The sequence below is a fragment of the Streptomyces genisteinicus genome (assembly GCF_014489615.1).
Taxonomy (GTDB): Bacteria; Actinomycetota; Actinomycetes; order Streptomycetales; family Streptomycetaceae; genus Streptomyces; species Streptomyces genisteinicus.
The window spans coordinates 6230473-6254502 of sequence record NZ_CP060825.1 but is presented as its reverse complement, the minus strand read 5'-3'; the positions used below and the strand labels follow the sequence as shown (position 1 = coordinate 6254502).

Genomic DNA, 24030 nt, shown 5'->3' with positions numbered 1-24030 from the left:
GGGGGCCGCCGGGCCGGCGTCAGCCGTCGGCCCGGCGGCCCTCACGCATCGCGGCGCCGGCGGACGGCGGTCAGGGGGTGGCCGTCGAGACCACGTACACCCACGGCTTCTTCGGCTCGGTCAGGTCGACGGTGATGTCCTGGCTGGGGCGCGGGTCCGCGTTGGTGTGGGTCGTGCCCGCCCAGGCCCGGCCCTTCAGGCCGAAGTTCCAGCCGACGGTCTCGGCGTCGCGTTCGGCGATGGTGACCTCGCCCTTGCGGAGCTCGTCCCGGGAGGTGCCGACACCCTTGAGGAACTTGTCGAGCCCCTTGGGCGTGGTGCGGAACTGGACGTAGAAGCGGCTGGTCTTCCAGTTGCTCGTCTCGAAGTAGCCGACGCGCCACGCGCCTTCCGGGACGGGTACCTCGAAGATGCGCCGCTTCATCTTCGACGGCCACTTGTCGCGCAGGCCGTCCGCGGAGGACTCGGCCTCCTTGTCGCGGCCGCTGTCCCGGCTCTGCTCCGCCGAGACGACCAGGTAGCCGGCCGGGATGCCGATGAGCAGCACGATCGTGATCGCGGTGAGCCAGCGGCGCACCAGCATGTGCCGCCGGGCCTCGGGCGGCTTCGGCGGGCCGGGCTGTCGGGTCAGCGTGGTCATGAGGGCGGATCCTGGGTGGGACGGACGGAACTGGGACTGCGCAGTGCCTGCGCGTAGCGCTCGTAGCGTTCGTGGCGCTCCACCCGGCGGCGGTTGGCGCGGCGGAAGCGCCGTGCGACCAGCCGGGCGAGGTCGGCCGCTCCGACCATACCGGCCTCCGGGCCGAGCTGGGCCTTGGCGATGCGGGCCTCGGGCCGGTAGCCGCGGCCCGTGAGGTGACGGCGGAAGGCGTCGCGGGCGGGGCCGATGAGGAGGTCGTCGGCGGCGCTGACGCCGCCGCCGATGACGAAGCAGGAGGGGTCGAGCGCGGCGGCGAGATTGGCGATGCCGACGCCCAGCCACTGGCCGATGTCCTGGAGGAGTTCGACGCACATCGCGTCGCCGTCGCGGGCGAGTTCGGTGATGAGCGGGCCGGTGATGTCGCGGACGTTCCCGCCGACCCGGTCGATGATGTTGTAGGCCACCGGGGAGTCGGCCGCGGCCAGCTCCCGGGCCTCGCGCACGAGCGCGTTGCCGGAGCTGTACTGCTCCCAGCAGCCGCGGTTGCCGCAGGGGCAGCGGTGGCCGCCGGGGACGACCTGCATATGGCCGAACTCACCCGCGACCCCGTACTTGCCGCGCTTGACCTGGCCGTCCTCCAGGATGGCGCCGCCGATGCCGGTGCCGAGCGTGATCATGACGAGGTGGTCCTCGCCGCGGCCGGCGCCGAAGCGCCACTCGGCCCAGGCGGCGGTGTTGGCGTCGTTGTCGACGAGGACGGGGACGGCGAGCCGGGCGGAGAGCGCGTCGCGCAGCGGTTCGTTGCGCCAGGCCAGGTGGGGTGCGAAGAGGACCTTGGAGCGGTCGGCGTCCACCCAGCCGGCCGCGCCGATGCCGACGGCGTGCACGTCGTGGCGGTCGGAGAGGTCGAGGACGAGCTCGCAGATGGTGTCCTCGACGACCTTGGGGCTCTTCGACTTGTCCGGCGTCTCGGTGCGGACCTTCTCCAGGATGACGCCGTCGGCGTCCACGACACCGGCCATCACCTTGGTGCCGCCGATGTCGATGCCGACGGTGGGGACGCGCGGGGCGGTGACGTGCGAGCGCCGTTCCCGGGTGCCGATGGTCTTGAGGACGGTCGCACGAGTGGCGCCTCGGTGCGTGAAGTCGCGGTACGTGCTCACGTCGTCCCTGCGCTCGTGGGGGGTGCTCCGGTTCAGCGGGGCGGACGGCGCCCGCCGGGATCCGATGCTAGTCGTTCCGGTCCGGCCCGGAGGCGGGGCCCGCCCGCCTCCGGGCCGACGCGTCAGTCCGTGCCGGGCTCCGGCTTCGCGGGGTGGCCGCCGAGGTGGGTGGGGGCCGGTGCGCGTTCCAGCTCGTGGCGCAGGTCCTCCAGCTCGCTGCCGCCCGCCATCTGGCGGGTGAGCTCGTCGAGCGTGACCGTCTCCCGGGTGTGGCTCGCGGCCATCACACCGCGCTTGAGCAGCACGAAGCGGTCGCCGACGAGGTAGGCGTGGTGCGGGTTGTGGGTGATCAGCACCACTCCGAGACCGGCGTCGCGCGCCGCTGCCACGTACTTGAGGACCACGCCGGACTGCTTCACGCCGAGTGCGGCGGTGGGTTCGTCGAGGACGAGCACCTTGGCGCCGAAGTACACGGCGCGGGCGATGGCCACGCACTGGCGCTCGCCGCCGGACAGGGTGCCGATGGGCTGGTCGACGTCGCGCAGGTCGATGCCCATGCGCAGCAGCTCGGAGCGGGTGGTGGCGCGCATCGTCTCGACGTCGAGGCGCTTGAAGGGGCCCTTGCCCTTCACCGGCTCGGAGCCGAGGAAGAAGTTCCGCCAGACCGGCATCAGCGGCACGACGGCCAGGTCCTGGTAGACGGTGGCGATGCCGCGGTCCAGGGCCTCGCGGGGGTTGCCGAGCGAGACCTCCTCCCCCTCGATGCGGAAGGCGCCGGCGTCGTGACGGTGCAGACCCGCGATGATCTTGATGAGGGTGGACTTGCCGGCGCCGTTGTCGCCGAGCACGCAGGTGATCTCCCCCGCGCCGACCTCCAGCGAGACGCCTTCGAGGGCGCGGATGTTGCCGTAGTACTTGCTGACGTCGTCCAGTGCGACGAGGGGCCCCGCGGGCTGGGTGCCGGTCACCGTGTCGCCTCCGCGCGCTTGCGTACCCATGCGTTGAGCAGGGTGGCCAGAAGGAGCATCGCTCCGAGGAAGAACTTGAACCAGTCCGGGTTCCACTCGGCGTAGACGATGCCCTTGCTGGTCATGCCGAAGATGAACGCGCCGACCGCCGAACCGATCGCGGAGCCGTAGCCGCCGGTGATCAGACAGCCGCCGATGACGGCCGCGATGATGTACGTCAGCTCGTTGCCGACGCCCTCGCCGGACTGGACCACGTCGAACGAGAACAGCAGGTGCTGGCCGGAGACCCAGGCGGCGAACGCGACGCCCATGTAGAGGAAGATCTTGGTCCGCTTGACCGGGACGCCGACCGCGCGGGCGGCGTCGGCGCCGCCGCCGACGGCGAAGATCCAGTTGCCGAAGCGGGTGCGCAGCAGGATCCAGGTGGCCAGGGCGACGAGGACGGCCCACCACAGGATCGTCGACTTGACGGTGGCGCCGAAGAGAGGGGTCTCGGCGAACACCGTGCGGGCGGAGGAGAAGCCCTCCATGTCCGCGATCGACTTGGTGGAGACCGTGCCGCTGATCAGCTTGGTGAAGCCCAGGTTGAGGCCGGTCAGCATCAGGAAGGTGCCGAGCGTGATGATGAAGCTGGGCAGCTTCGTGCGGGTCAGCATGAAGCCGTTGAACGCGCCGATGGCGAGGGTGACCAGCAGGGACACGCCCACGCCGACCCAGACGTTGGCCGTCATCTGGTAGCTGAACATCGAGGAGATCAGCGCCGAGCTGGTGACCATCACACCGGCCGACAGGTCGAACTCGCCGCCGATCATCAGCAGCGCGACCGGCACGGCCATCACCCCGAGGGTGGAGGCCGCGTAGAGGACCGTGTTCAGGCTGGACGGCTGGAGGAAGGAGTCGGCCACGATCGAGAAGAAGACGAACACGGCGACGGCGCCGACCACCGAGCCGAGCTCGGGACGGCCCATGAGCCGGCGCGGCAGCGAGGTGCGCAGCAGGCGCTCGTCCCCGGCCGGCGGCGCGCCGCCGGGTGCGGCGGGCGGTGCGGCCTGACTCATCGGGTCCCCCGTTCCGTGTACTCCCTGAGCTGGGCGGCGTCCTTCTCGGTGATGATCTGCGGTCCGGTCAGCACGGGCCGGCCGCCGCCGAGGACGTCGGCGTTGTACTTGTACAGCCACAGCAGGTCGACGGCCTCGTAGCCCTGGAGGTAGGGCTGCTGGTCGACGGCGAAGCCGAGGGTGCCCTGTTCGAGCCCCGCGGCGACCTTGGCGTTGAGGTCGAAGGTGTCGATCTCGGCCTTCGACCCGGCGGTCTTCTTCGCCTGCACCGCGGCGTCGGCGAACGGGGCGCCGAGGGTGACGACGGCGTCCACGGCCTTGTCGGCCTGGAGCTTGGCCTCGATGGACGCCTGGACGTCGGGCATGTTGGTGCCGTCGACGTAGAGGTTCTGCAGCTGCCCGCCGAAGGTCTTCTTCGCCCCGGCGCAGCGCTGCTCGTGGCCGACGTTGCCCTGCTCGTGCAGGACGCAGAGGGCCTTCTTGCGGCCGCGGGCGTTCAGCTCCTCGCCGACGGCCTCGCCGGCCACCGACTCGTCCTGGCCGATATGGGTGAGCGCTCCGTACTCCTTGGACTGCGCGGAGCCCGAGTTGACGGTGATCACGGGGATGCCGGCGGCGGTGGCCTTGGCCACGGCGGCCTTCATCGCGTCGGGCTTGGCGAGGGTGACGATCAGCGCGTCGACCTTCTTGGAGATGTAGGAGTCGACGAGCTGCGCCTGCTGCTGGCCCTCGTCGCTGTGGGCGTAGAGGAAGTTGATGTTGTCCTTGGCCGCGGCCTCCTTGGCGCCCTTCTGGACGATGTCCCAGAAGGTGTCGCCGTCCCCGGAGTGGGTGACCATGGCGAAGGTCCAGCGCGGGGTGGTGACCGCGGCCTTGCCGCGGGCGTTCTCGGCGGCCTTGCGCGCGTCCTCGGCCCGCTTGCCGCCCGTGCTGCTGCACCCCGCGAGGGTGGTGGCTGCGAGTACCGCCGCCAGCACCGCGCCGAGCGCGCGTGCCCCTGTCCTTGCCCGTGCCACGAAGCCGTGCCCTTCTCGCCGTGTCGATCCGTACCGCCGGGGGTCGTCCCGCCCGTACCGCCGGGGGGCCTGCTGCCCCGGTCCGGCCGCCCAAGTATCCGTCACGCCGGACGGCGCCACGGGCAGCGGGTGCGGCCGGGCCCCCGGGGACCGGGCGGTCCGGGGGCCCCGGGCGAGGTGCCACAGGGGCGCCCGGGTCCGCTGCCGGGGGTGCCGCGGGCGGTCGGGGGCCGTGCGGGTGATGCGCATGGTGTCGCCTCCTGTCCCGGCCGCCCCGTTGCGGCCGGGGGAGTTTCTACGACGGGTGCGCGACCCCGTCAAGGCTTTGTCCGGACATCCGGACGGGGTGGGGACGCGCCCGCCGGAGGCGGTCCCCGGGGAGGGGTGCGGGGGCCGGGGCCCTCAGGGCCGCGCCAGGAGCTGGAACTCGAAGGAGTAGCGCGAAGCCCGGTAGACGTGGGCGCCGAACTCGACCGTCCGCCCGGTGTCGTCGAAGGTGATGCGCTCCATGGTCAGCAGCGGCGCCCCCGGCTCCTCGCCGAGCAGGTCCGCGTCCGCGGGGCCGGCCGCGCGGGCGCCGATCGACTGCCGGGCGCTGTGCAGGGTGATACCCGCCGCGCGCATCAGCCGGTACAGGCCGGTGGCCTCCAGCTGTGCGGTGTCGCAGTCCAGCAGCCGGGCGGGCAGATGGTTGCGCAGCCGGGCCATCGGCTCCCCGTGGGCGTAGCGCAGCCGTTCGATCGTCCGCACGTCGGCGCCCTCCGCGATGCCGAGGGCGGCGGCGACCCGGGCGTCGGCCGGCTCCACGACATGGGTCAGCACCGTGGTCCGGGGGTGCCGGCCGGCGGCCTCCAGGTCGTCGTAGAGGCTGCTGAGCTCCAGCGGGCGGCGCACCCTGCTGTGCACGACCTGGGTGCCCACGCCGCGCCGGCGCACCAGGAGGCCCTTGTCCACCAGGCACTGGATGGCCTGGCGGACGGTGGGCCGGGAGAGCCCCAGACGGGCCGCGAGTTCGATCTCGTTGCCGAGCAGGCTGCCGGGGGTGAGCGTCCCCCGCTCGATGGCCGATTCCAGCTGCTGGGCCAGCTGGAAGTAGAGCGGGACCGGGCTGTTGCGGTCGACGCTCAGCTGGAGCGACCGGGACGGATCCGTCTCGTCTCTGGGCTGCTTGGGCACGTGGGGGAGCGTAGTCGCACGCCATGTCGACGGGAACCCGGGAGGTCCGATTGTCAGGACAAAGTCTTGACAGCGACCCCGGGCCGCCTCCACCTTTGGGCCATGCGCATCGGACTCATCGGAACGGGACGTATCGGCAGCTTCCACGCGGGGGTGCTCAGCCGTCACCGGGAGGTGGGTTCCCTGGTGGTGGCGGACACGGACGCGGCGCGCGCCGTGGAAACGGCCGACCGGTGCGGCGCCACGGCGGCGCCGAGCGCGAACGAGGTCTTCGCCTGGGGCGTGGACGCGGTGGTGATCGCCTCGGCGACCGCCGCGCACGCGGAACTGATCGGCCGGGCCGCCCGTGCCGGGCTGCCGGCGTTCTGCGAGAAGCCGATCGCGCTCGACCTGCCGGGCACCCTGGCCGCGCTCCGCGAGGTCGACGCGGCGGGCACCGCCCTCCAGCTCGGCTTCATGCGCCGTTTCGACGCCGGCTACACGGCAGCCCGCGAACGGGTGCGCTCGGGCCGGCTCGGCAGGCTGCACACCGTACGGGCGATCACCTCCGACCCGGCGCCGCCGCCGGCCGACTACCTGCCGCTGTCCGGCGGCCTGTTCCGGGACTGCCTGGTCCACGACTTCGACATGGTCCGCTGGGTGACGGGCCGTGAGATCACCGAGGTCTACGCGACCGGCTCGGACGGCGGGCATCCGATGTTCCGGGCGGCGGGCGACGTCGACACGGCGGCGGCGCTGCTCACCCTCGACGACGGGACGCTGGCGACGGCCACCGCCACCCGCTGCAACGGCGCCGGGTACGACGTGCGGATGGAGCTGGCCGGCGAGCTGGACCAGGTCGCCGTCGGGCTGGACGACCGCACCCCGATCAGCTCGACCGAGCCGAAGGGCCTGCCGCCCGTGGAGAACCCGTGGCCCGGCTTCCTGGAGCGCTTCGCCCCCGCGTACGAGGCCGAACTGGACGCGTTCATCCGCATGGTGCGCGGTGAGGCGGAGAACGCCTGCGACGGCCGGGAGGCCCTGACCGCGCTGCGGGTCGCCGAGGCGTGCGAGCTCTCCCGGCGCGAGGGACGTCCGGTGCGGCTGGAGGAGATCCCCGCGGAATGAGGCGGGTCCCCCGGTCCCCTGCGGGGCGGCGCCGGAGGGGGCGGGGTCCGGCGGACCCCGCCCGGACGGCGTTCACCACCGCACGGGCAGCCGCTCCGGTCCCCGGATGAGCATCCCGCCGCGCCAGGACAGCGCCGCCGGGTGGGCGTCGAGGGCGAGGTCCGGGCAGCGTTCCAGCAGGCTCCGGACGGCGACCCGGGCCTCCAGCCGGGCCAGCGGCGCGCCCAGGCAGAAGTGGATCCCGTGGCCGAAGGCGAGGTGCCCCCGCGCGTCCCGCGTGATGTCGAAGCGGCCCGGGTCGGGGAAGCGGTCCGGGTCGCGGTTGGCGTCCGCCATGGCCACCAGCACCACCTGCCCGCCGCCCGGGACCGTGGTGCCGCCGACCCGGTAGGGCCCGGTGGTGAAGCGGTACGTCGGCGTCTCCACCGGCCCGTCCCAGCGCAGCATCTCCTCGACGGCGTCGTCGATCAGTTCGGGCCGGGCCCGCAGCAGGGCCAGCTGGTCCGGGTGGGTCAGCAGCGCCAGGACACCGCTGGTGATCAGGTTGACCGTCGTCTCGTGCCCGGCGACCAGCAGCAGCCACGCCATGCCGATCAGCTCCTCGGGCGTGAGCCGGTCGTCGTCCCCGGTGTCCGCGGCGTGGATGAGACCGCTCATCAGGTCGTCCCCGGGCTGCTCGCGCTTCTGGGCCAGGAGTTCGACGAGGTACTGCGTCAGGCGGTTGGCGGCTTCCTCCCGTTCGGCCTGTTCGTTCGAGGACAGTGCCGTGTTGGACCAGTCGCGGAAGGAGTCCCGGGCGAGGAAGGGCACACCGAGCAGTTCGCCGATGACGGTGATCGGCAGCGGGAAGGAGAACGCGTCCACGAGGTCGGCGGCGCCGAGCGGGAGCATCGCGTCCAGCAGGTCGTCGGTGATCCGCTGCACCTGGGGCGCGAGGCGTTCCACCCGCCGCATCGTGAACTCCCGTGCGATCAGCCTCCGCAGCCGGGTGTGCACGGGCGGGTCCGTGCTGAGCATGCTGACACCCGAGGAGATCCGGAAGATGCCCAGGTCGGGCGCGATGTTGCGCCAGTCCTTCGACAGGGCCGGGTCGGCGAGCGCGGCCCGGCCCGCCTCGTATCCGACGACGAGCCACGCGGTGTGGCCCTCCGGCATGCGGACGTGGTGCACGGGGCCGCGGGCGCGTAACGCGGCGTAGACGGGAAACGGGTCGCGGGTGAAGTCGTCGCCGAGTGCGGCGAGATCGACGAGGGCGGCGTCGGTGGTCACGGTGTTCCTCCCGAAGGGCGAGGGCTCGTGTCGCTGTGTGCTCGGGGGCTCGGAGTCGGGGTCGGGGTCGGTGTGCGCTCGGGGTCGGTCCCGGGTCCTGCCGTGGGGGGCGGGGGTCGGGTCGTGCTCGGGGGTCGGGCGGGGAATCGGGGATCGGGCGGGCCGGTGCCGTTCAGCGCACCGGGGCGGCCGGGCGGGGGCCGGCGGGCGCGGCGCGCGCCTCCTCGTGGCCGGCGGCCGGCCGGAACCGCCCGGTGCCGGAGGCCCGTACCCCGCGCACCGCCGCCCGCAGCCGTGCGCGGCAGGCGTGCGGACGGGCCGTGAACCCGGGCCCGGGGACGGCGAGATCGATGACACCCATCCCGCCAGCCTACGGAGACCGGCGCCCGCGGATAAGGAGATCTCCGGCCGGTGAACCGGCCGCCGCCGGCGGCCGGGACCGGTCCCGTACGAGAGCCCAGGCACATCGCCCCGGCCCGCGGGACAGCCCTCAGTGCTCGCGGTGCGCGTCGTCGTCGAGGAGGCCGGCGTCGTGGGCCAGGAGCGCAATCTGGACCCGGTTGTTGAGGCCGAGCTTCGCCAGGATGCGCGAGACGTGGGTCTTCACCGTGGGCAGGCTCATGTAGAGCTCGGAGGCGATCTCCGCGTTGGAGCGGCCCTGCCCGACGGCGACGGCCACCTCGCGCTCCCGCTCGGCGAGGGTGTCCAGCCGCCGGACCGCGTCCGCGCCGCGGACGTCGGCGGCGGTGCCGGCCGCATGGGTCATGAGCTGACGCGTCACGGCGGGCGAGAGCACGGGATCGCCGGACGCCACCCGGCGCACGGCGGCGACGATCTCGGCGGGCGGGGTGTCCTTGAGGACGAAGCCGGCGGCGCCCGCCCGCATCGCCCGCAGCACCTGCTCGTCGGCGTGGAAGGTGGTCAGCACGACGACGTCGGGCCCGCCGGGCCGCGCGCGCAGCGCCTCGGTCGCGGCCAGGCCGTCCATGACCGGCATCCGGATGTCCATGAGCACCACGTCGGGCGTGTGCCGGGCGGCCAGGTCGATCGCCTGCGCGCCGTCCGCGGCCTCCGCGACGATCTCGATGTCGTCGGCGCCTCCGAGCATGAGGGCGAGACCGGCGCGGACGAGCGGGTCGTCGTCGACGACGAGCAGACGGATGGTCATGAGGGCCACGGTAGCCAAGCGGCCACGCGGAAACCCCCGTCCCGGGTGACGCCGTGCTCCAGCCGCCCGCCGGCGAGGGTGGCCCTCTCGGTCAGCCCGATGAGGCCCTGGCCCGACCCGGGCACCGCGCCGACGGGGCCGGCCGGCGGCGGATTGACCACCTCGACGCCGAGTCCGTCGCCGGGCCCGCCGCGCACGGCGACCGTGACCTCGGCGCCGGGGGCGTGCTTGCGGGCGTTGGTCAGCCCCTCCTGCGCGATGCGGTAGGCGGTGCGTCCGGTGGCGGCGGGCACGGTGGCCGGGTCGGCCACGGCGTTGTCGAACACGACGGCCATACCGGCCTGCCGCGACTCGTCGACCAGGGCGTCCAGGGTCACCAGGGTCGGCTGGGGGCGGTCGGGACCGTCGGTGTCACCGGGGGCGCGGAGCACGCCGATGATCTCGCGCAGGTCCTGGAGCGCCTCGTGGGCGCTGTCGCGGATGACACCGGCGGCCCGCGCGACCTCGGCGGGCGGCGCGTCGGGCCGGAACTCCAGTGCGCCGGCGTGCACGGAGAGCAGCGTGAGGCGGTGGGCCAGCACGTCGTGCATCTCGCGGGCGATGGCCTCGCGCGCCAGCCGCTGGGCCTGCTCGGCCCTCAGCTCCGCCTCGGTCTCGGCGCGGTGGGCGCGTTCGCGCAGGGCGGCCACGAGCTGCCTGCGGGCGCGCACCAGCATGCCCCAGCCGACCATCAGCAGCACCAGCACGACGCCCGCGACGGCGGAGACGAGGTAGCTGGTCGTGGGGTCGGGGCGCACGGCGGGCTGCGCGACGGTCGTCACCACGGCGAGCGCGCCGACCAGGGCGACCGGCCGGAACGGCCGGTGCACGGCCAGGCTGAAGAGGGCGACCATCGCCGCGCCGCTCGCCACCGGGGCCACGACCGCGACGACCAGCAGCACGACCGCGAGCCCGGTCGGGAAGCGGCGGCGCACCCACAGCGCGCAGCAGGCGGCGGCGCCCACGAGCTGGTCGGCGACGACGACGGCCTCCGCGTTGCCCGCCTGCTGGGCGGCCTCGGCCGCGAGCACGCCCACCCCGGCCGCGGCCAGGAAGGCCAGCGTGTCGACGACCCAGTCGCGGACGGTGCGCCTCGGCGGCTTCCCGGCGGGCGTGGGGTCTGGGCCGTCGGGGCCGTCGGGTTCGGCCATGGCGGAGGGCAGCAGCCATGGGTAGTCCGTGCGCGTCATGCCGTCCACGCTAGGCGCACGGAAGCCCTCGGGGGGCTCGCGCGGCCGTGCTCGCTACCGAAGTCGCGCCGGCTCAGACTTTCGGATGCCCGGGAGCTGCGGTCGGCCGACGCGCGCGGGTGCCCGCGCGCGGCACGCTGCCGTCATGAGGAAGCTTTTCGAAGTCGCCGGATTCCTGCTGTTCCTGTGGGGAGCGGCGGGGGTGGTCCACGAGGTCACCGGCTGGTTCGGGCTGTGGGGCGTCGTCCGGCGGCTGGATTTCCTGGAGGGGTACGAGATGTTCGCGGGCATCGTCATGGCCGTGACCGGTCTGGTGCTGATGGTGGCCGCGGACCGGCCGGGTCGCCGGACCTGACGGGGGCGCGTCGGCCGCGGTGACGCGGGCCTGCCCGGGGGCGTCGGCCGCGGGGCCGGGGCGTACCCGGGCCGCGTCAGTCGCGGGACCACCGTGGGCAGGGACGTAACCGGGCCGCGTCAGTCGCGGGACCGCCGCGGGGCCGGGGCGGACCCGGCGGTGGCCGGTCCCGGGGCGGGCGGCTCGTCGGCACCGGCGGCACGGCGGCCCCAGGCCGTGCCGGCGAGGACGAGGGCGGCGCCGGACAGGCCCCAGGCGCCCAGGTGTTCGCCGCCGATCGCGATGCCGGCGGCCGCGGCCCACAGCGGCTCGGTGCCGAGCAGCAGGCTCACCCGGGAGGGGGAGCTGCGGCGCACGGCCCACATCTGCACGAAGAACGCGAAGAGCGTGCAGAAGACGGAGAGGAAGGCCAGACCGGCCCACTCCCGGGGGCCGAAGGCGGCGGCCGCCGCCCAGGGGGACGCGCCGGAGCCGGGGACCAGCGCGAGGGCGGCGAACACGGCCACGGCGCCGCCGAGCTGGACGGTGGTGAGCGACAGGGAGTCCGCGCCGACGACGGACCGGGTGCGCGCCATCAGCAGGACGTGCACGGTGCGGACCACGGCGGCCAGCAGCATCAGCAGGTCGCCGGTGGACGGTGCGGTGAAGCCGCCGCCCTGGGTCAGCAGCACCACGCCGGCGACGGAGACGGCGGCCGCGGCGAGGAAGGAGCGGGAGGGCCTGCGCCGGGTGACGGCCGCTTCGGCGAGCGGGGTGAAGATCATGGTCAGGCTGATGATCAGACCGGCGTTGGTCGCGGAGGTGTGGACGACGCCGTAGGTCTCCAGCAGGAACACGCAGGACAGCACCAGCCCGAGCAGGCCCGCCCCGCGCCACTGCGCCGGCGTCAGGGCGCGCAGCCGCCGGTGGCCCACGGCGACGAGCACCGGCAGCACCAGGGCGAAGCGCAGCACGAGCACGGCGACGACGGTGTGGGCGGTCGTGATGCCCTTGGCCGCGAGGTAGCTGGCGCCCCAGACGACGGCCACCAGCAGGACGGGCAGATCGGTGAGCCATGCCGGACGCGGCGCGGGCAGGGGTGCGGGTACGGCGAGTGACGACACCTGGTCTCCGGTCTCCGGTGGTGACGGGCACGGTGGAGACGTCGGCGGCTCTCACACGGTGGGGCGGTGGCGATCACGCTACCGGGGCGGAACGGTTGGGGGCTACATCTTTCCCCGCGCCGCACACGGCGGCGGGGGCCCGCCGGACGTGCGCCGCGCTACACGTAGCTGCCGTACGCGGGGCGGCCCGCGGACTCGTAGGTGTGCACGGTCACGCCGCTGCCGGTCGTCCGCGCCGCCGTGTGCCGGAAGGCGGCCGCCGGGCCGCCCCGGGCGAACAGGCGCATGCCCTTGCCGAGGACGACCGGGAAGGTGAGCAGATGCAGGACGTCGACGAGGCCGTGGCGCATCAGCGACTGGGCGAGCGCACCGCTGCCGTGCATCTGGATCTCGCCCTCGGTGGTCCGCTTGAGCTCCGCCACCTCCTCGGCCGCGTCCTCGCGCCCGATGACGGTGGTGCCCGCCCACTCCGCCGTGTCCAGGGTGGTGGAGACGACGTACTTGGGGAGTGCGTTGAGCTTGGCGGCGACCGGGTCCGCGGGATCGGTCCGGCGGGGCCAGTAGGACGCGAAGATCTCGTAGGTGCGGCGGCCGAGGAGGAAGGCGGTGGGGGTGCGGAACACCTCGTCCATGAAGGCCCCGAAGTCGTCGTCGCCGTACGGGACCGACCAGCCGCCGAGGTCGAACCCGCCGCTGGGGTCCTCCTCGGGACCGCCGGGGGCCTGGTAGACGCCGTCGAGCGTGAGGAACTGGGTGAGGCTGAGTTTCGCCATGGCGGTGCCTTTCGTCGTGCGGTCCGCCTCCACCGTGCGGTCCGCACGACGAAAGCCACCGCCTCCACCGTGCGGTCCGCCTCCACCGTGCCCCGGGAGCCGCCGGAGCGCCGATCACGACGTCCGTTTGCCGCCGGAAACCGGTACGCGCCTCCGCTGTCATTGAAGCCTCAACCGACTGAGGCACAGGGAGGCGGACATGGACGGCAAGGTGGCACTGGTGACCGGCGCGAGCCGGGGGATCGGCGCGGCGACGGCGGTACGGCTGGCGCGTGCCGGCGCGGATGTGGCGATCACCTACGCGACGGACGAGGACGGCGCGCAGGAGGTCGTCCGGGCGGTCCGGGCCACGGGACGGCGCGCACTCGCGCTGCGCGCCGACGCGGGCGACGTCCGCGAGGCCGCGCAGGCGGTGGCCGAGGCGGCGGATCTGCTGGGCGGCCTGGACGTGCTGGTCAACAACGCGGGCGTGGGGCTGATCGGCCCGCTGGAGACGATCACGGCGGCCGATGTCGACCGGGTGCTCGCCGTGAACGTGCGCGGCGTGTACCTCGCGTCGCAGGCGGCCGCGGCACGCATGCAGGACGGTTCGCGCATCATCACCGTCGGCAGCTGCATGACCCAGCGGGTGCCGGGCCCCGGCGGCACGCTCTACGCCATGAGCAAGTCGGCGCTGACCGGGCTGACCAAGGCACTGGCACGGGAGCTGGGCGGGCGGGGCATCACGGCCAACATCATCCACCCGGGGCCGGTCGACACCGCCATGAACCCCGCGGACGGCCCGTACGCCGAAGGGCAGCGGGCGGGCACGGCGCTGGGCCGCTACGGGCACCCCGACGAGATCGCCGAAGCGGTCCTCTACCTGGCCGCGGACTCGGGCGCCTACGTCACCGGCACGGAGCTGTCCGTCGACGGCGGGCACGCCGCCTGACCCGCCCGCGCGCCCGGGGGCACAGCGCTCCGGGGCGGGCGCCGGGCCCCGGGGGCGGGACGCACGGGACCCCGGGCACGACGTGCCCGCGGGGCGCACCGTTGCTGTCGGCCGGTGCGCCCCGCGGGTGCGCGGGGAGGGTGTCGTGGCCTCCCCGCGACGGCGGCCTCAGCCGCCGAGCTCCTGGTGACGGGCGGTCAGGCGGGCGGCGCCCTGCTCGGTGAGCGAGCCGAAGAGGCGCAGCCGGGAGATGCCGCCGTCGGGGTAGATGTCGATGCGGACGTCGGAGCCCACGGCGGGCGCGTCCAGGACGAACCGGTGGTTGGTGTCGGGCTGGAGGCGGGTGCGGGGCAGCACCTCGCGCCACTCCCCCGCGTCGCCGTCGCGCACGGACAGGGCGGCCCAGCCCGCGCTGTTGCCCTTCAGGTACGCGGTGTCGATCTCGACGGCGCGGATCTCGGACTGCTCGACCAGCCGGTAGGAGATCCAGTCGTTGCCCTTGTCGCGGCGGCGCCGGGTCTCCCAGCCGTCGTCCATCTTGCGCGAACGGCCGGGCTGCACGGTGTTGGTGGCCGGCGAGTAGAAGCGGTCGGAGGCGTCCTCGACCTGGCCGCCGTTCTCCAGGGCGACGAGGTCGAAGGTGCCGAGCGCGGCGAGCCAGCGGGGGTCGGGGGCGACCTCTCCGTACACCCGCAGCCGGGCGATGCCGCCGTCGGGGTGCTGCTTCAGGCGCAGGTGGGTGAAGCGCTGCTCGGTGTCGACGGCGAAGCCGTTGGCCGCGTGGCCGCCGACGGCCGTGCGCGGGACGAGCGTGGTCCACTTGACGTCGTCGCCGAGGAGTTCCTCCGGCGACGGGGAGCCGTCCACCGAGGTGCCCTCGACGGAGACGGCCTGCGGGTAGTTGCCGCGGAAGTGGGCGGTGTCGACGACGATGCCGCGGATCACGCCGGGGGCGCCGAGGCGTACGAGGGCCCAGTCGTGGTCGTCGTCGGTGGGGTGGGGCTGCTCGGCCGAGACGCCGCGGCGGCGGCGGGTCTCCCAGCCGTCCATGACCTTGCCCTTGTGGCCGAAGTGCTCGGGGTCGAACTCGGCCGGCTCGGGCTTGAGGAGGTTCTCGCGCTCGGCGAAGAACTCGTCGTTGGCGGCGATCACCCCGGCGCCGAGACGGCGGTCGGCGAGGTCGGCGTGCTGGGTGAAGGGGAACTCGGCCGTGCGGTAGTCGCCGTACGGGTCGCCGCCGCCGTAGGGACGGGCGTCGCCGGTGAAGGAGGGGATGGAGGAAGCGGACACGGTTCAGTTGTTCCTTTCGAGCAGTCGGCCCGTCGGCTCGGCCAGGTTGCCGTTCTCCGCGATCCGTTCGCCGCGCAGCCAGGTGGAGCGGACGACGCCGCTGAGCGTACGGCCCGCGTAGGCGGTGACCTGGTTGCGGTGGTAGAGGTTCGCGGGGTCGACGGTGAAGGTCTCGTCCGGGGCGAGGACCGCGAAGTCGGCGTCGCGGCCCGCCTCGATGGCGCCCTTGCGGTCGAGGCCCGCGAGGCGTGCGGGGGCCTCGGACATCCAGCGGACGACGTCGTCGAGGGTGTGGCCGCGCTGGCGGGCCTCGGTCCAGATGGCGGGCAGCCCGAGCTGGAGCGAGGAGATGCCGCCCCAGGCGGATGCGAAGTCGGGCGTCTTGAGGTCGGTGGTGCACGGGGAGTGGTCGGAGACGATGCAGTCGATCGTGCCGTCGGCGAGCCCCTGCCAGAGCAGGTCCTGGTTGGCCGACTCGCGGATCGGCGGGCAGCACTTGAACTCGGTCGCCCCGTCCGGCACTTCCTCCGCGGTCAGGGTGAGGAAGTGGGGGCACGACTCGACGGAGACCCGCACACCGCGCCGCTTGGCGGCGGCGATCAGCGGCAGCGCGTCACTGGACGAGAGGTGCAGGACGTGCACCCGTGCCCGCAGCCGCTCGGCGTGCGCGATCAGGCTCTCGATGGCGGTGTTCTCCGCGTCCCGGGGCCGGGAGGCGAGGAAGTCCGCGTACCGGGGGCCGGGGCGCTGGGGGGCGGCGGCGAGGTGGTGCGGGTCCTCGGCGTGGACGATGAGCAGGCCGCCGAAGCCGGCGATCTCGGCCATGGAGCGGGCGAGCTGCTCCTGGTCCAGCTCGGGGAACTCCTCGACGCCGGAGGGCGAGAGGAAGCACTTGAAGCCGAAGACCCCGGCGTCGTGCAGCGGACGCAGGTCCTTGACGTTGTCGGGGAGCGCGCCGCCCCAGAAGCCCGTGTCGACGTGGGCCTTGGGCCGGGCGACGTCCTGCTTGGTGCGCAGGTTCCCGACGGTGGTGGTCGGCGGGAGGGAGTTGAGCGGCATGTCGAGCAGGGTGGTGATGCCGCCGGCGGCCGCGGCCCGGGTGGCCGTCCAGAAACCCTCCCAGGCGGTGCGGCCCGGGTCGTTGACATGGACGTGGGTGTCGACGAGGCCCGGGAGCAGGACGTCGTCGCCGAGGTCCTCCAGCCGGGCGCCCGCGGGCACCTGCGCGTCGTGCGGTCCCACGGCGGCGATCCGCCCGCCGGCGACGGCCACCGTCGCGGCCCGCGTCCCCTCGGGGGTGACCACCCGGGTGGACCGCAGCACCAGGCTCACCTGCGCGTCCGGGGCCGCGTCGCGGCCGGCGACCGGGGTCCCGTCACTCGCGACCGGATTCACTTCCGCGGCATCGTCCACGTCGGACACCCGCTCACCTGCCTCTTCTCGTGTGTGGTCGTGATGGCCTCTCCGGTGGACGGAGAGGCCCGCCGGAGAAATTCAACGAACTGTTGAAGTAATCAGGAGTCTTCCCCTCCGCCGGACCCCCGTCAAGACCCACCCGGCACGGGACCTCCGAGCCGCACCCGCCTTGGATGTTTCCACAAAGTGGAAGTAGACTTCCGCTCTGCGGTCAGGGCGTTCCCCCGACGAGCAGGACCGAACGCCACCGTCCACGGTGGCAGACACCGGGACAAACAGGCCCTGACCGGCCCGGACGGCGCCACGGCCACGACGTGGCCGCCGCACACGCCCGGTAGGCTGCTGCCTTGCCCCGCCTGCCCGAAAGGACCGCCGACGTGCCGACGTCCGACGCCAGCGCCACCGACGCAGCCAAGCCCGCCGCAAGCGGCGGCGTGCAGTCCCTTGAGCGCGCCTTCGACCTGCTGGAGCGGATGGCCGACGCCGGGGGCGAGGTCGGGCTGAGCGAGCTCTCCGCGAGCAGCGGCCTGCCCCTGCCGACCATCCACCGCCTGATGCGCACCCTCGTCGCCTGCGGGTACGTGCGCCAGCAGCCCAACCGCCGCTACGCGCTCGGCCCCCGGCTGATCCGGCTCGGAGAGTCGGCCTCCCGCCTGCTCGGCACCTGGGCGCGCCCCTACCTCGCACGCCTCGTCGAGGAGACCGGCGAGACCGCCAACATGGCCCTGCTCGACGGCGACGAGATCGTCTACGTGGCGCAGGTGCCGTCCAAGCACTCCATGCGGATGTTCACCGAGGTCGGACGCCGGGTGCTGCCCCACTCCACCGGCGTCGGCAAGGCGCTCCTCGCGCACACCCCCGCGGACGAGGTCCGCGCCCTGCTCGCCCGGACCGGCATGCCCGCGGCGACGGAGAAGACGATCACCACCCCCGACGGCTTCCTCGACGCCCTGGAGCAGGTGCGCCGGGCCGGGTACGCGGTGGACGACAACGAGCAGGAGATAGGGGTCCGCTGCCTCGCCGTCCCCGTACCCGACTCCCCCACCGCGGCCGCGATCTCGATCTCCGGGCCGGCGGGGCGGGTGACGGAGGCCGCGACGGGCCGCATCGTCCCGATCCTCCAGGAGGTCGCCCTCGACCTGTCGGCCGCCCTGGCGAGCACGGGCGCGGGCGCAGGCACGCAGGCGCAGTAGGGGACGAGAGCACACACCGCGGCGGTCGCACCGGATTCCGGTGCGACCGCCGCGGTGTTTCCGCGCACCGTCCGCGCCCGCGGTCGGCCCCGCGCCGCGACGGGCCGCCGTCCACCCCCTTGACCGTGCGGTGCAGCCCGGTATGGTCTAGACCAAGCAGCTGCGGACAGGAACTCCCCGTGCCGGCCGCCGGTACCCCACCACCGGCCGCCGCCCCACGCACACGCCCGCCGCCGTGCCGCGCCGCACCCGTGGCGCACACGGCGGCCTGCGCCCCCACGCAGAAGGAGTCGTCATGTCGGGTTCTCCCACTGGGCCGGCTTCGCGCTTACGGCCCCCGCACCGCACCGCCACCCTCCCCCGGCCCTCGGGCCCCGCCCGCCGGCGGACGCCCCGGACGGACCGGATCGCCCCGACGGACCGGATCGCCCGGACGGCCCCGGTCCCCTGGATCACCCGGGTCGTGGACGACGCGGCCGTCCGGCTCGCCCGGCACGGTCCGGCACTGCTCCGCTGGTCGGTGGGGCTGGTCTTCCTCTGGTTCGGCGTGCTCAAGCTCTTCCCCGGCACCAGCCCGGCGGAAGCGGTGGCGGTCCGGGCGGCGACGCGGATGACCTTCGGCGTCCTGCCCCCGGACGCCGTCGCCCCGCTGCTGGCCCTGATGGAGACGGCGATCGGCGTCGGGCTGCTCACCGGCCTGCTGCTGCGGCTGACCCTGGCCGTGTTCTTCTGCCACATGGCCGGCGTCTTCCTCGCCCTGTTCCTCCTCGCGGACGAGATGTGGCAGGACGGTTTCCTCGTCCCGACGATGGAGGGTCAGTACATCGTCAAGAACGTGGTCCTGATCGCCGCCGGCCTCGTCGTCGCCGCCGGTGAACGCGGCCGGCGGGCACGGCGGCGTGCGTGCGGGCCGCGTGCCCGGCCCGAGCCGTAGCCGTCGCCGCAGTCGCAGCCGCAGCCGCAGCCGCAGCCGCAGCCGCTAAGCGGACGCACCGTCACCTCTGCCCGCCCGGACGGTGCGTGGCTACCCTGGACGCATCCGCGCGGCCGTCCGCCGCCGGGTCGGCCGGGGGGCCGCGCACCGGGAGCTGGGGGGCACACGGTGGACTGGTTGCTGACCGAAGGCGATGGGATCTTCACCCTCTGGGCGCTGCTCTTCGCCGCGTGCAACGCGCTGCGCGCCGCGTACTGCCTGGCGCTGCGCGACCGGCGCGACCGGCGGACCGTCGGCGAGGTGCTCCGGCGGGGCCTGCATCCGGTGCGGGCCTCCTTCCTGCTGGGCGGCACGGACGCCGCGGCCATGACCGCCGTCTGCGCTCTCGTCGACGACGGGGTGCTGCGCGTCTCCTCGGACGGCGGCCTGCGGCACACCCACCGGGGACGCCCGCAGACCAGTCCGGCTCTGAAGGCCCTCTCCGAGGAGCTGCGGCGCACACCGCGGGGCGAGACGGCCAAGCTGTACGAGATCCGGGAGTCCGCCCGCTTCGACCGGTTCCGGACGCTCGTCGCCAGGGAGTCGCCGTCGGTGCGCACGACGGCGTCCGGGCGGAGCCAGACGCTGGTGATGGTCGCCGCGACGGTGATCCCGTTCGCCATGGGGTTCCACGCCGGACCGACCAACGCGTCCGTCCCCTTCCTTCCCGAGGCGGACCGGACCGTCTGGCTCTACGTCTGCATGGGGTTCTGGTTCGCGGGGTCGGGCGTGGCCGCGCTCTGGCCGTCGGAACGCCGGCGCCGCTGGAGGCGGCTCGACGCGTACTGCCGCGGGCGGCAGGCGGTGCCCCGCTCCGCCCTGCCCGCGCAGACGCACGAGGCGATCGTCAGGTCCGGGGTGCGGCCCCCGCCGCCACCGCCCCCCGCCCCGCCCGCCCGCACCCGGGGCCGCACCCGCAATCCGGACGGCTCCTGGTCCGACGCCGTCGAGGTGGACTCCTCCTGCAGCAGCTGCGGCGGGTGCGGCGGCGACTGAGCCCCGCCCGGACGCGGCGGCGGGCGATCCGTAGCCTGGGGCCATGAGCGGCGAGAGCGATCTGCGGACCCTGTTGAGCGGCATGCGGCCCCTGCTGCGGCCCGGACGGTACGTCTTCACGACCGTGGACGGGGGCGTGCCGCAGGGCACGGCCCCCGTGGTCACCGTGGCCGAGGAGGAGGGCCTGACCCTGGTCGTCACCCAGGAGGAGGCGGACGCCGCCGGGCTCCCCTACGACTACGTGGCGGGCTGGATCACCCTGCGCGTCCACTCCGCCCTCGACGCCGTCGGGCTGACGGCCGCGGTCTCCCGGGAGCTCGCCGACGCGGGCCTGAGCTGCAACGTCGTGGCGGGCTTCCACCACGACCACCTCTTCGTGCCCCACGAGCAGGCAGCACGCGCCGCGGCGCTCCTGGAGGAGCTGTCCGGCCGGTCGGCCGCACCGCGGGAGTGAGTCTGCGGGAGTGAGCCCGCGGGAGTGGGTCTGCGGGGGTGATCCCGCGGAGCCGTCGACGCGGGCGCCGGTCCGGGGACGACGCCGAGGCGGCCGGCCCGCAGCCGACGCGAGGGCCGATGCCGCGGCGCCACCCACCGGCGCGGACGCCCGCCCCGCGGGGCCGGCACGGCGCCGTCCGACGACGCCGCCGGATCAGCCGTGCGACGCCGCGCCGGGCGGCCAAGAGCAAAGCCACAACCGGGCGACGTTGACGCGACACCAGGTCCGCACCCACCTGCCGGACACCGCAGGACGGACCGGCGACGGATCACCGCGCCAGGCGTCGCAACACCGCGCCGGGCGGGGTGGGTGCACATATGCCCGGCGCGGGACCGCGCCGGGATCGGCTCGCGGCCCGGCCGCCGTCCGACCGGGCCGCGATTCCCGCCCGGGCCGCGGGAGGCGTCACGGCCTCCCGCACGCCCGGGGCGCTCAGGGCCCGGGCCGGTCCTCGGGCCGCCGGGATGCCGGGAGGCCGCCGGGTGCGGCGGGTCCCTGGCCGGCGGGGCCCGCGGGTCCGCTGCCCGCGGGGCCGGCGGGGCGCGGCAGGTCGGCGAAGAGGTCGACGGCGGCGCGCACCTGCATCAGGGCGGGCGACAGCGCGCTCACCGAGCCGACGGCGCCCGCTATCAGCAGCAGCGACCTGCGCATCCGGCGGACCTCGGGATCGCCCGCGGCCACCATCGCCGCCAGCACCGCGAGTTCGTCCTCCGCGATCGCCCGGTCACCGAACTCGGCCGGATGGCCGGCCAGTTCACGGCGGAGCCGGGAGACGGCAGCGCGTAACTCCGCCGCTCTCGGGTCCTCGCCGCTCCGTGTCACCCGCGTCTGCCCCACGCTCCGCAACAAAGCCCAGCCCCTCGCACGTCATCGTGCCCCCGTCCGCATGCCCCGCGGGAGGGCGACCCGCCCTCGGGGTGCGGGCCAGTTAACGCCATCCGAGCCGGGGCGCGCCACACCGCGGACGGAATTGGACATCGACGACGGCGTGGAATCGACTGTGTGCGCGACGTGTTCGCCGGACGTTCGACGGCGGCGGGCACGATACCCGCACCATCCAGGACAAAGAGCCCGGGAGCATCATGGACGACCCGACCGGCGACACCACCTCACCCGCCCGCCCCGCCCGCCCCGCCCGCCCCGCCGGCTCCCGCCCGGCGGCACCCGTCGTGGCCGGGCTGCTGCTCGCGGCCGGCGGCGGGCGGCGGCTGGGCGGACGGCCGAAGGCCCTGCTGCCGTACCGCGGCCGGCCGCTGGCGGAGCACGCGGTGCGCACGCTGCGCGACGGCGGCTGCGGCCCGGTGCACGTGGTGCTGGGGGCCGCGGCGGCGCGGGTGCGACAGGAGGCCGAGCTGCCGGGGTGCGTCGTCACGGAGAACCCGGACTGGGCTTCGGGCATGGGTTCGTCCCTGCGGTCGGGACTGGCGTCCCTGGCGGGGTCGGGGGCGGACGCGGTGGTCGTGCTGCTGGTGGACCAGCCGGGGATCGGGGCCGCCGCCGTGGCCCGGGTGGCGGCGGCACACCGGTCGCGGTCGTCACTGGCGGCGGCGGCGTACGGGGGCCGGCGCGGCCATCCCGTACTCCTCGGCGCCGACCGGTGGGCAGGGGTGTCGGCGAGTGCGTCGGGCGACCGCGGGGCACGCGCGTACCTGAGGGAGCACGAGCAGGAGATCACGCTGGTCGAGTGCGGCGACGTGGCCGAGGCGTACGACATCGACACACCCGCGGACCTGCGCCACCTTGAGTGAGCGGCGTGGCACTCTGCGCCACATTGCCTCGACCCGGAGAATCTCGACATCAACAAACCATTGAACTTCCACCATGCGGTAACTACTATCCACTGTTCAGAGGCGCCTGATACCCCGGACGGCGCCCGCGGCCGTACCTCGGAGCCATGGCACTGAGTGCCGTTCGGCGACCCGGCGACCGCCCGGCACCGCCCGTGACGTCTGCGAAACCCTGAAGTTCGCTGAAGTTCGCTGAAGGAAGTGACAGCTCATGTCCGCACCAGCGCCGTCCCCGCTGGCCATCGTCGAAGCCGAGCCCCTGCCCCGCCAGGAAGAGGTCCTGACCGACGCGGCCCTCGCGTTCGTGGCCGAGCTGCACCGGCGGTTCACGCCCCGGCGTGACGAGCTGCTCGCCCGCCGCGCCGAACGCCGCGCCGAGATCGCCCGCACCTCCACCCTGGACTTCCTCCCGGAGACCGCCGCCGTCCGCGCGGACGACTCCTGGAAGGTCGCGCCGGCGCCCGCTGCCCTCGACGACCGCCGCGTGGAGATCACCGGTCCGACCGACCGCAAGATGACCATCAACGCGCTCAACTCCGGCGCGAAGGTCTGGCTCGCCGACTTCGAGGACGCTTCCGCTCCCACCTGGGAGAACGTCGTCCTCGGCCAGCTCAATCTGATCGACGCCTACGAGCGACGCATCGACTTCACCGACCCCCGGTCGGGCAAGTCCTACGCCCTGCGCCCCGCCGCCGAGCTCGCCACCGTGGTGATGCGCCCGCGCGGCTGGCACCTGAACGAACGTCACCTGACCGTCGACGGCACCCCCGTGCCCGGCGCGCTCGTCGACTTCGGCCTCTACTTCTTCCACAACGCCCAGCGGCTGCTGGACCTCGGCAAGGGACCGTACTTCTACCTCCCGAAGACCGAGTCCCACCTCGAGGCCCGTCTGTGGAACGACGTCTTCGTCTTCGCCCAGGACCACGTCGGCGTCCCGCAGGGCACCGTCCGCGCCACCGTCCTCATCGAGACGATCACCGCCGCGTACGAGATGGAGGAGATCCTCTACGAGCTCCGCGACCACGCCTCGGGGCTCAACGCGGGCCGCTGGGACTACCTGTTCTCCATCGTCAAGAACTTCCGTGACGGCGGCGAGAAGTTCGTCCTGCCCGACCGCAACGCGGTCACCATGACGGCCCCGTTCATGCGCGCCTACACCGAACTGCTCGTGCGCACCTGCCACAAGCGCGGCGCCCACGCCATCGGCGGCATGGCGGCCTTCATCCCCTCGCGCCGCGACGCCGAGGTCAACAAGGTCGCCTTCGAGAAGGTGAAGGCCGACAAGGACCGCGAGGCCGGCGACGGCTTCGACGGCTCCTGGGTCGCCCACCCCGACCTGGTGCCGATCGCGATGGCCTCCTTCGACGCGGTCCTCGGCGACCGCCCGAACCAGAAGCACCGCCTGCGCGAGGACGTCTCCGTGGCGGCCGGGGACCTGATCGCCGTCGACACGCTCGACGCCAGGCCCACCTACGAGGGCCTGCGCAACGCGGTCCAGGTCGGCATCCGCTACATCGAGGCCTGGCTCCGGGGCCTCGGCGCCGTCGCCATCTTCAACCTCATGGAGGACGCGGCGACCGCCGAGATCTCCCGCTCCCAGATCTGGCAGTGGATCAACGCGGGCGTCGTCTTCGAGAACGGCGAACGCGCGACGCCCGAGCTGGCCCGCTCGGTCGCGGCCGCGGAACTCGCCGCGATCCGCGAGGAGCTGGGCGAGGACGCCTTCGCCGCCGGCCACTGGCAGCAGGCCCACGACCTGCTCCTCAAGGTCGCCCTCGACGAGAACTACGAGGACTTCCTGACGCTGTCCGCGTACGAGCAGCTCACCGGCTGACGCCACGCCGGCCGCACGGCCGCCGCCCCCGGTGCCGCCCGGCACCGGGGGCGGCGGCCCTTGCGCGCCGCGACCGCCTTGCACACCCG

Annotated in this window: 23 protein-coding genes and 1 pseudogene; 9 read left to right on the top strand and 15 right to left on the bottom strand. The window is 74.1% G+C overall.

Annotated elements, in window-relative coordinates:
* Positions 1 to 70: 70 nt before the first annotated feature.
* From IAG43_RS26900 to IAG43_RS26875, 6 genes are all read right to left on the bottom strand, one after another.
* Positions 71 to 640 (bottom strand): hypothetical protein, encoded by a 570-nt coding sequence (locus tag IAG43_RS26900; protein ID WP_187743260.1) that lies wholly within the window; start codon positions 638 to 640, stop codon positions 71 to 73.
* Positions 637 to 1803, bottom strand: coding sequence for an ROK family glucokinase (locus IAG43_RS26895; RefSeq protein WP_187743259.1), 1167 nt, complete (start codon positions 1801 to 1803; stop codon positions 637 to 639). The genes IAG43_RS26900 and IAG43_RS26895 overlap by 4 nt, the downstream gene beginning before the upstream one ends.
* A 122-nt stretch (positions 1804 to 1925) precedes the next feature.
* Entirely contained in the window at positions 1926 to 2801 is an 876-nt protein-coding gene (locus tag IAG43_RS26890; RefSeq protein WP_187743258.1) for an ATP-binding cassette domain-containing protein, read from the bottom strand.
* Positions 2768 to 3829, bottom strand: coding sequence for an ABC transporter permease (locus IAG43_RS26885; RefSeq protein WP_187743257.1), 1062 nt, complete (start codon positions 3827 to 3829; stop codon positions 2768 to 2770). The genes IAG43_RS26890 and IAG43_RS26885 overlap by 34 nt, the downstream gene beginning before the upstream one ends.
* Positions 3826 to 4845 (bottom strand): sugar ABC transporter substrate-binding protein, encoded by a 1020-nt coding sequence (locus IAG43_RS26880; protein ID WP_187743256.1) that lies wholly within the window; start codon positions 4843 to 4845, stop codon positions 3826 to 3828. Before IAG43_RS26880 ends, IAG43_RS26885 begins: the two co-directional genes overlap by 4 nt.
* Positions 4846 to 5247: 402 nt before the next feature.
* Positions 5248 to 6021: a GntR family transcriptional regulator gene (locus IAG43_RS26875; RefSeq protein ID WP_187743255.1), complete on the bottom strand. Its 774-nt coding sequence runs from the start codon at positions 6019 to 6021 to the stop codon at positions 5248 to 5250.
* A gap of 102 nt (positions 6022 to 6123) precedes the next feature.
* Between IAG43_RS26875 and IAG43_RS26870 the strand changes: the two genes are divergently transcribed.
* The gene (locus IAG43_RS26870) at positions 6124 to 7128 is read left to right on the top strand and encodes a Gfo/Idh/MocA family protein (RefSeq protein WP_187743254.1); all 1005 of its coding nucleotides are present in this window, start codon (positions 6124 to 6126) and stop codon (positions 7126 to 7128) included.
* 72 nt (positions 7129 to 7200) lie between these two features.
* On the opposite strand, the gene IAG43_RS26865 is transcribed toward IAG43_RS26870, so the two are convergent.
* From IAG43_RS26865 to IAG43_RS26850, 4 genes are all read right to left on the bottom strand, one after another.
* Positions 7201 to 8397 (bottom strand): cytochrome P450 family protein, encoded by a 1197-nt coding sequence (locus IAG43_RS26865; protein WP_187743253.1) that lies wholly within the window; start codon positions 8395 to 8397, stop codon positions 7201 to 7203.
* Between the two features lie 172 nt (positions 8398 to 8569).
* Positions 8570 to 8758: a hypothetical protein gene (locus IAG43_RS26860; RefSeq protein ID WP_187743252.1), complete on the bottom strand. Its 189-nt coding sequence runs from the start codon at positions 8756 to 8758 to the stop codon at positions 8570 to 8572.
* 129 nt (positions 8759 to 8887) lie between these two features.
* Positions 8888 to 9565 carry a response regulator gene (locus IAG43_RS26855; RefSeq protein WP_187743251.1) on the bottom strand — a complete coding sequence of 226 codons (678 nt, stop codon included), beginning with the start codon at positions 9563 to 9565 and terminating at the stop codon, positions 8888 to 8890.
* Positions 9562 to 10794, bottom strand: coding sequence for a sensor histidine kinase (locus IAG43_RS26850; RefSeq protein ID WP_187743250.1), 1233 nt, complete (start codon positions 10792 to 10794; stop codon positions 9562 to 9564). The genes IAG43_RS26855 and IAG43_RS26850 overlap by 4 nt, the downstream gene beginning before the upstream one ends.
* A gap of 145 nt (positions 10795 to 10939) precedes the next feature.
* On the opposite strand from IAG43_RS26850, the gene IAG43_RS26845 reads away from it, so the two are divergent.
* Positions 10940 to 11149, top strand: coding sequence for a hypothetical protein (locus IAG43_RS26845; protein ID WP_187743249.1), 210 nt, complete (start codon positions 10940 to 10942; stop codon positions 11147 to 11149).
* 119 nt (positions 11150 to 11268) lie between these two features.
* Here the strand turns inward: IAG43_RS26845 and IAG43_RS26840 are convergent, their stop codons facing one another.
* Positions 11269 to 12252 (bottom strand): DMT family transporter, encoded by a 984-nt coding sequence (locus IAG43_RS26840; protein WP_187743248.1) that lies wholly within the window; start codon positions 12250 to 12252, stop codon positions 11269 to 11271.
* Positions 12253 to 12410: 158 nt separating this feature from the next.
* A complete protein-coding gene (locus IAG43_RS26835; RefSeq protein ID WP_187743247.1) occupies positions 12411 to 13025 on the bottom strand; it encodes a dihydrofolate reductase family protein in 615 nt (204 codons plus the stop codon).
* 199 nt (positions 13026 to 13224) lie between these two features.
* Here IAG43_RS26835 and IAG43_RS26830 point away from each other — a divergent pair, with 199 nt between their 5' ends.
* Complete coding sequence (locus tag IAG43_RS26830) at positions 13225 to 13956, top strand: SDR family NAD(P)-dependent oxidoreductase (protein ID WP_187743246.1); 732 nt, start codon at positions 13225 to 13227, stop codon at positions 13954 to 13956.
* Between the two features lie 168 nt (positions 13957 to 14124).
* On the opposite strand, the gene alc is transcribed toward IAG43_RS26830, so the two are convergent.
* Together alc and allB are read right to left on the bottom strand one after the other, a co-directional pair.
* Positions 14125 to 15246 (bottom strand): allantoicase, encoded by a 1122-nt coding sequence (gene alc, locus IAG43_RS26825; protein WP_187743245.1) that lies wholly within the window; start codon positions 15244 to 15246, stop codon positions 14125 to 14127.
* Positions 15247 to 15249: 3 nt separating this feature from the next.
* Positions 15250 to 16578 carry an allantoinase AllB gene (gene allB / locus IAG43_RS26820; protein ID WP_187744656.1) on the bottom strand — a complete coding sequence of 443 codons (1329 nt, stop codon included), beginning with the start codon at positions 16576 to 16578 and terminating at the stop codon, positions 15250 to 15252.
* A gap of 461 nt (positions 16579 to 17039) precedes the next feature.
* Between allB and IAG43_RS26815 the strand changes: the two genes are divergently transcribed.
* The 4 genes from IAG43_RS26815 to IAG43_RS26800 all read left to right on the top strand — a co-directional run bounded on the left by IAG43_RS26815 (position 17040) and on the right by IAG43_RS26800 (position 20278).
* Positions 17040 to 17855, top strand: coding sequence for an IclR family transcriptional regulator (locus IAG43_RS26815; protein ID WP_187743244.1), 816 nt, complete (start codon positions 17040 to 17042; stop codon positions 17853 to 17855).
* A gap of 463 nt (positions 17856 to 18318) precedes the next feature.
* Positions 18319 to 18789 carry a DoxX family membrane protein gene (locus tag IAG43_RS26810; protein ID WP_246574573.1) on the top strand — a complete coding sequence of 157 codons (471 nt, stop codon included), beginning with the start codon at positions 18319 to 18321 and terminating at the stop codon, positions 18787 to 18789.
* Positions 18790 to 18966: 177 nt separating this feature from the next.
* On the top strand, positions 18967 to 19824 hold the full coding sequence (locus tag IAG43_RS26805; protein WP_187743242.1) for a hypothetical protein: 858 nt from the start codon (positions 18967 to 18969) through the stop codon (positions 19822 to 19824).
* Positions 19825 to 19867: 43 nt separating this feature from the next.
* The gene (locus IAG43_RS26800; protein ID WP_187743241.1) at positions 19868 to 20278 is read left to right on the top strand and encodes an ACT domain-containing protein; all 411 of its coding nucleotides are present in this window, start codon (positions 19868 to 19870) and stop codon (positions 20276 to 20278) included.
* Positions 20279 to 20860: 582 nt separating this feature from the next.
* Here the strand turns inward: IAG43_RS26800 and IAG43_RS26795 are convergent.
* Positions 20861 to 21169, bottom strand: a pseudogene (locus tag IAG43_RS26795) (DUF5955 family protein); the annotation flags it as partial.
* Between the two features lie 320 nt (positions 21170 to 21489).
* Between IAG43_RS26795 and IAG43_RS26790 the strand changes: the two are divergent.
* On the top strand, positions 21490 to 22068 hold the full coding sequence (locus IAG43_RS26790; protein ID WP_246574793.1) for a nucleotidyltransferase family protein: 579 nt from the start codon (positions 21490 to 21492) through the stop codon (positions 22066 to 22068).
* 250 nt (positions 22069 to 22318) lie between these two features.
* On the top strand, positions 22319 to 23941 hold the full coding sequence (gene aceB / locus IAG43_RS26785) for a malate synthase A (protein WP_187743239.1): 1623 nt from the start codon (positions 22319 to 22321) through the stop codon (positions 23939 to 23941).
* The last annotated feature ends 89 nt before the right edge of the window (positions 23942 to 24030 follow it).

Bases quoted from the DNA above. Each gene is read 5' to 3' on its own strand.
- IAG43_RS26885 (WP_187743257.1), bottom strand. From the start codon at position 3,829: ATGAGTCAGGCCGCACCGCCCGCCGCACCCGGCGGCGCGCCGCCGGCC.
- IAG43_RS26855 (WP_187743251.1), bottom strand. From the start codon at position 9,565: ATGACCATCCGTCTGCTCGTCGTCGACGACGACCCGCTCGTCCGCGCC.
- IAG43_RS26890 (WP_187743258.1), bottom strand. From the start codon at position 2,801: ATGGGTACGCAAGCGCGCGGAGGCGACACGGTGACCGGCACCCAGCCC.
- IAG43_RS26860 (WP_187743252.1), bottom strand. From the start codon at position 8,758: ATGGGTGTCATCGATCTCGCCGTCCCCGGGCCCGGGTTCACGGCCCGT.
- IAG43_RS26845 (WP_187743249.1), top strand. From the start codon at position 10,940: ATGAGGAAGCTTTTCGAAGTCGCCGGATTCCTGCTGTTCCTGTGGGGA.
- IAG43_RS26850 (WP_187743250.1), bottom strand. From the start codon at position 10,794: ATGACGCGCACGGACTACCCATGGCTGCTGCCCTCCGCCATGGCCGAA.
- aceB (WP_187743239.1), top strand. From the start codon at position 22,319: ATGTCCGCACCAGCGCCGTCCCCGCTGGCCATCGTCGAAGCCGAGCCC.
- IAG43_RS26900 (WP_187743260.1), bottom strand. From the start codon at position 640: ATGACCACGCTGACCCGACAGCCCGGCCCGCCGAAGCCGCCCGAGGCC.
- IAG43_RS26830 (WP_187743246.1), top strand. From the start codon at position 13,225: ATGGACGGCAAGGTGGCACTGGTGACCGGCGCGAGCCGGGGGATCGGC.
- IAG43_RS26870 (WP_187743254.1), top strand. From the start codon at position 6,124: ATGCGCATCGGACTCATCGGAACGGGACGTATCGGCAGCTTCCACGCG.
- IAG43_RS26835 (WP_187743247.1), bottom strand. From the start codon at position 13,025: ATGGCGAAACTCAGCCTCACCCAGTTCCTCACGCTCGACGGCGTCTAC.
- IAG43_RS26800 (WP_187743241.1), top strand. From the start codon at position 19,868: ATGAGCGGCGAGAGCGATCTGCGGACCCTGTTGAGCGGCATGCGGCCC.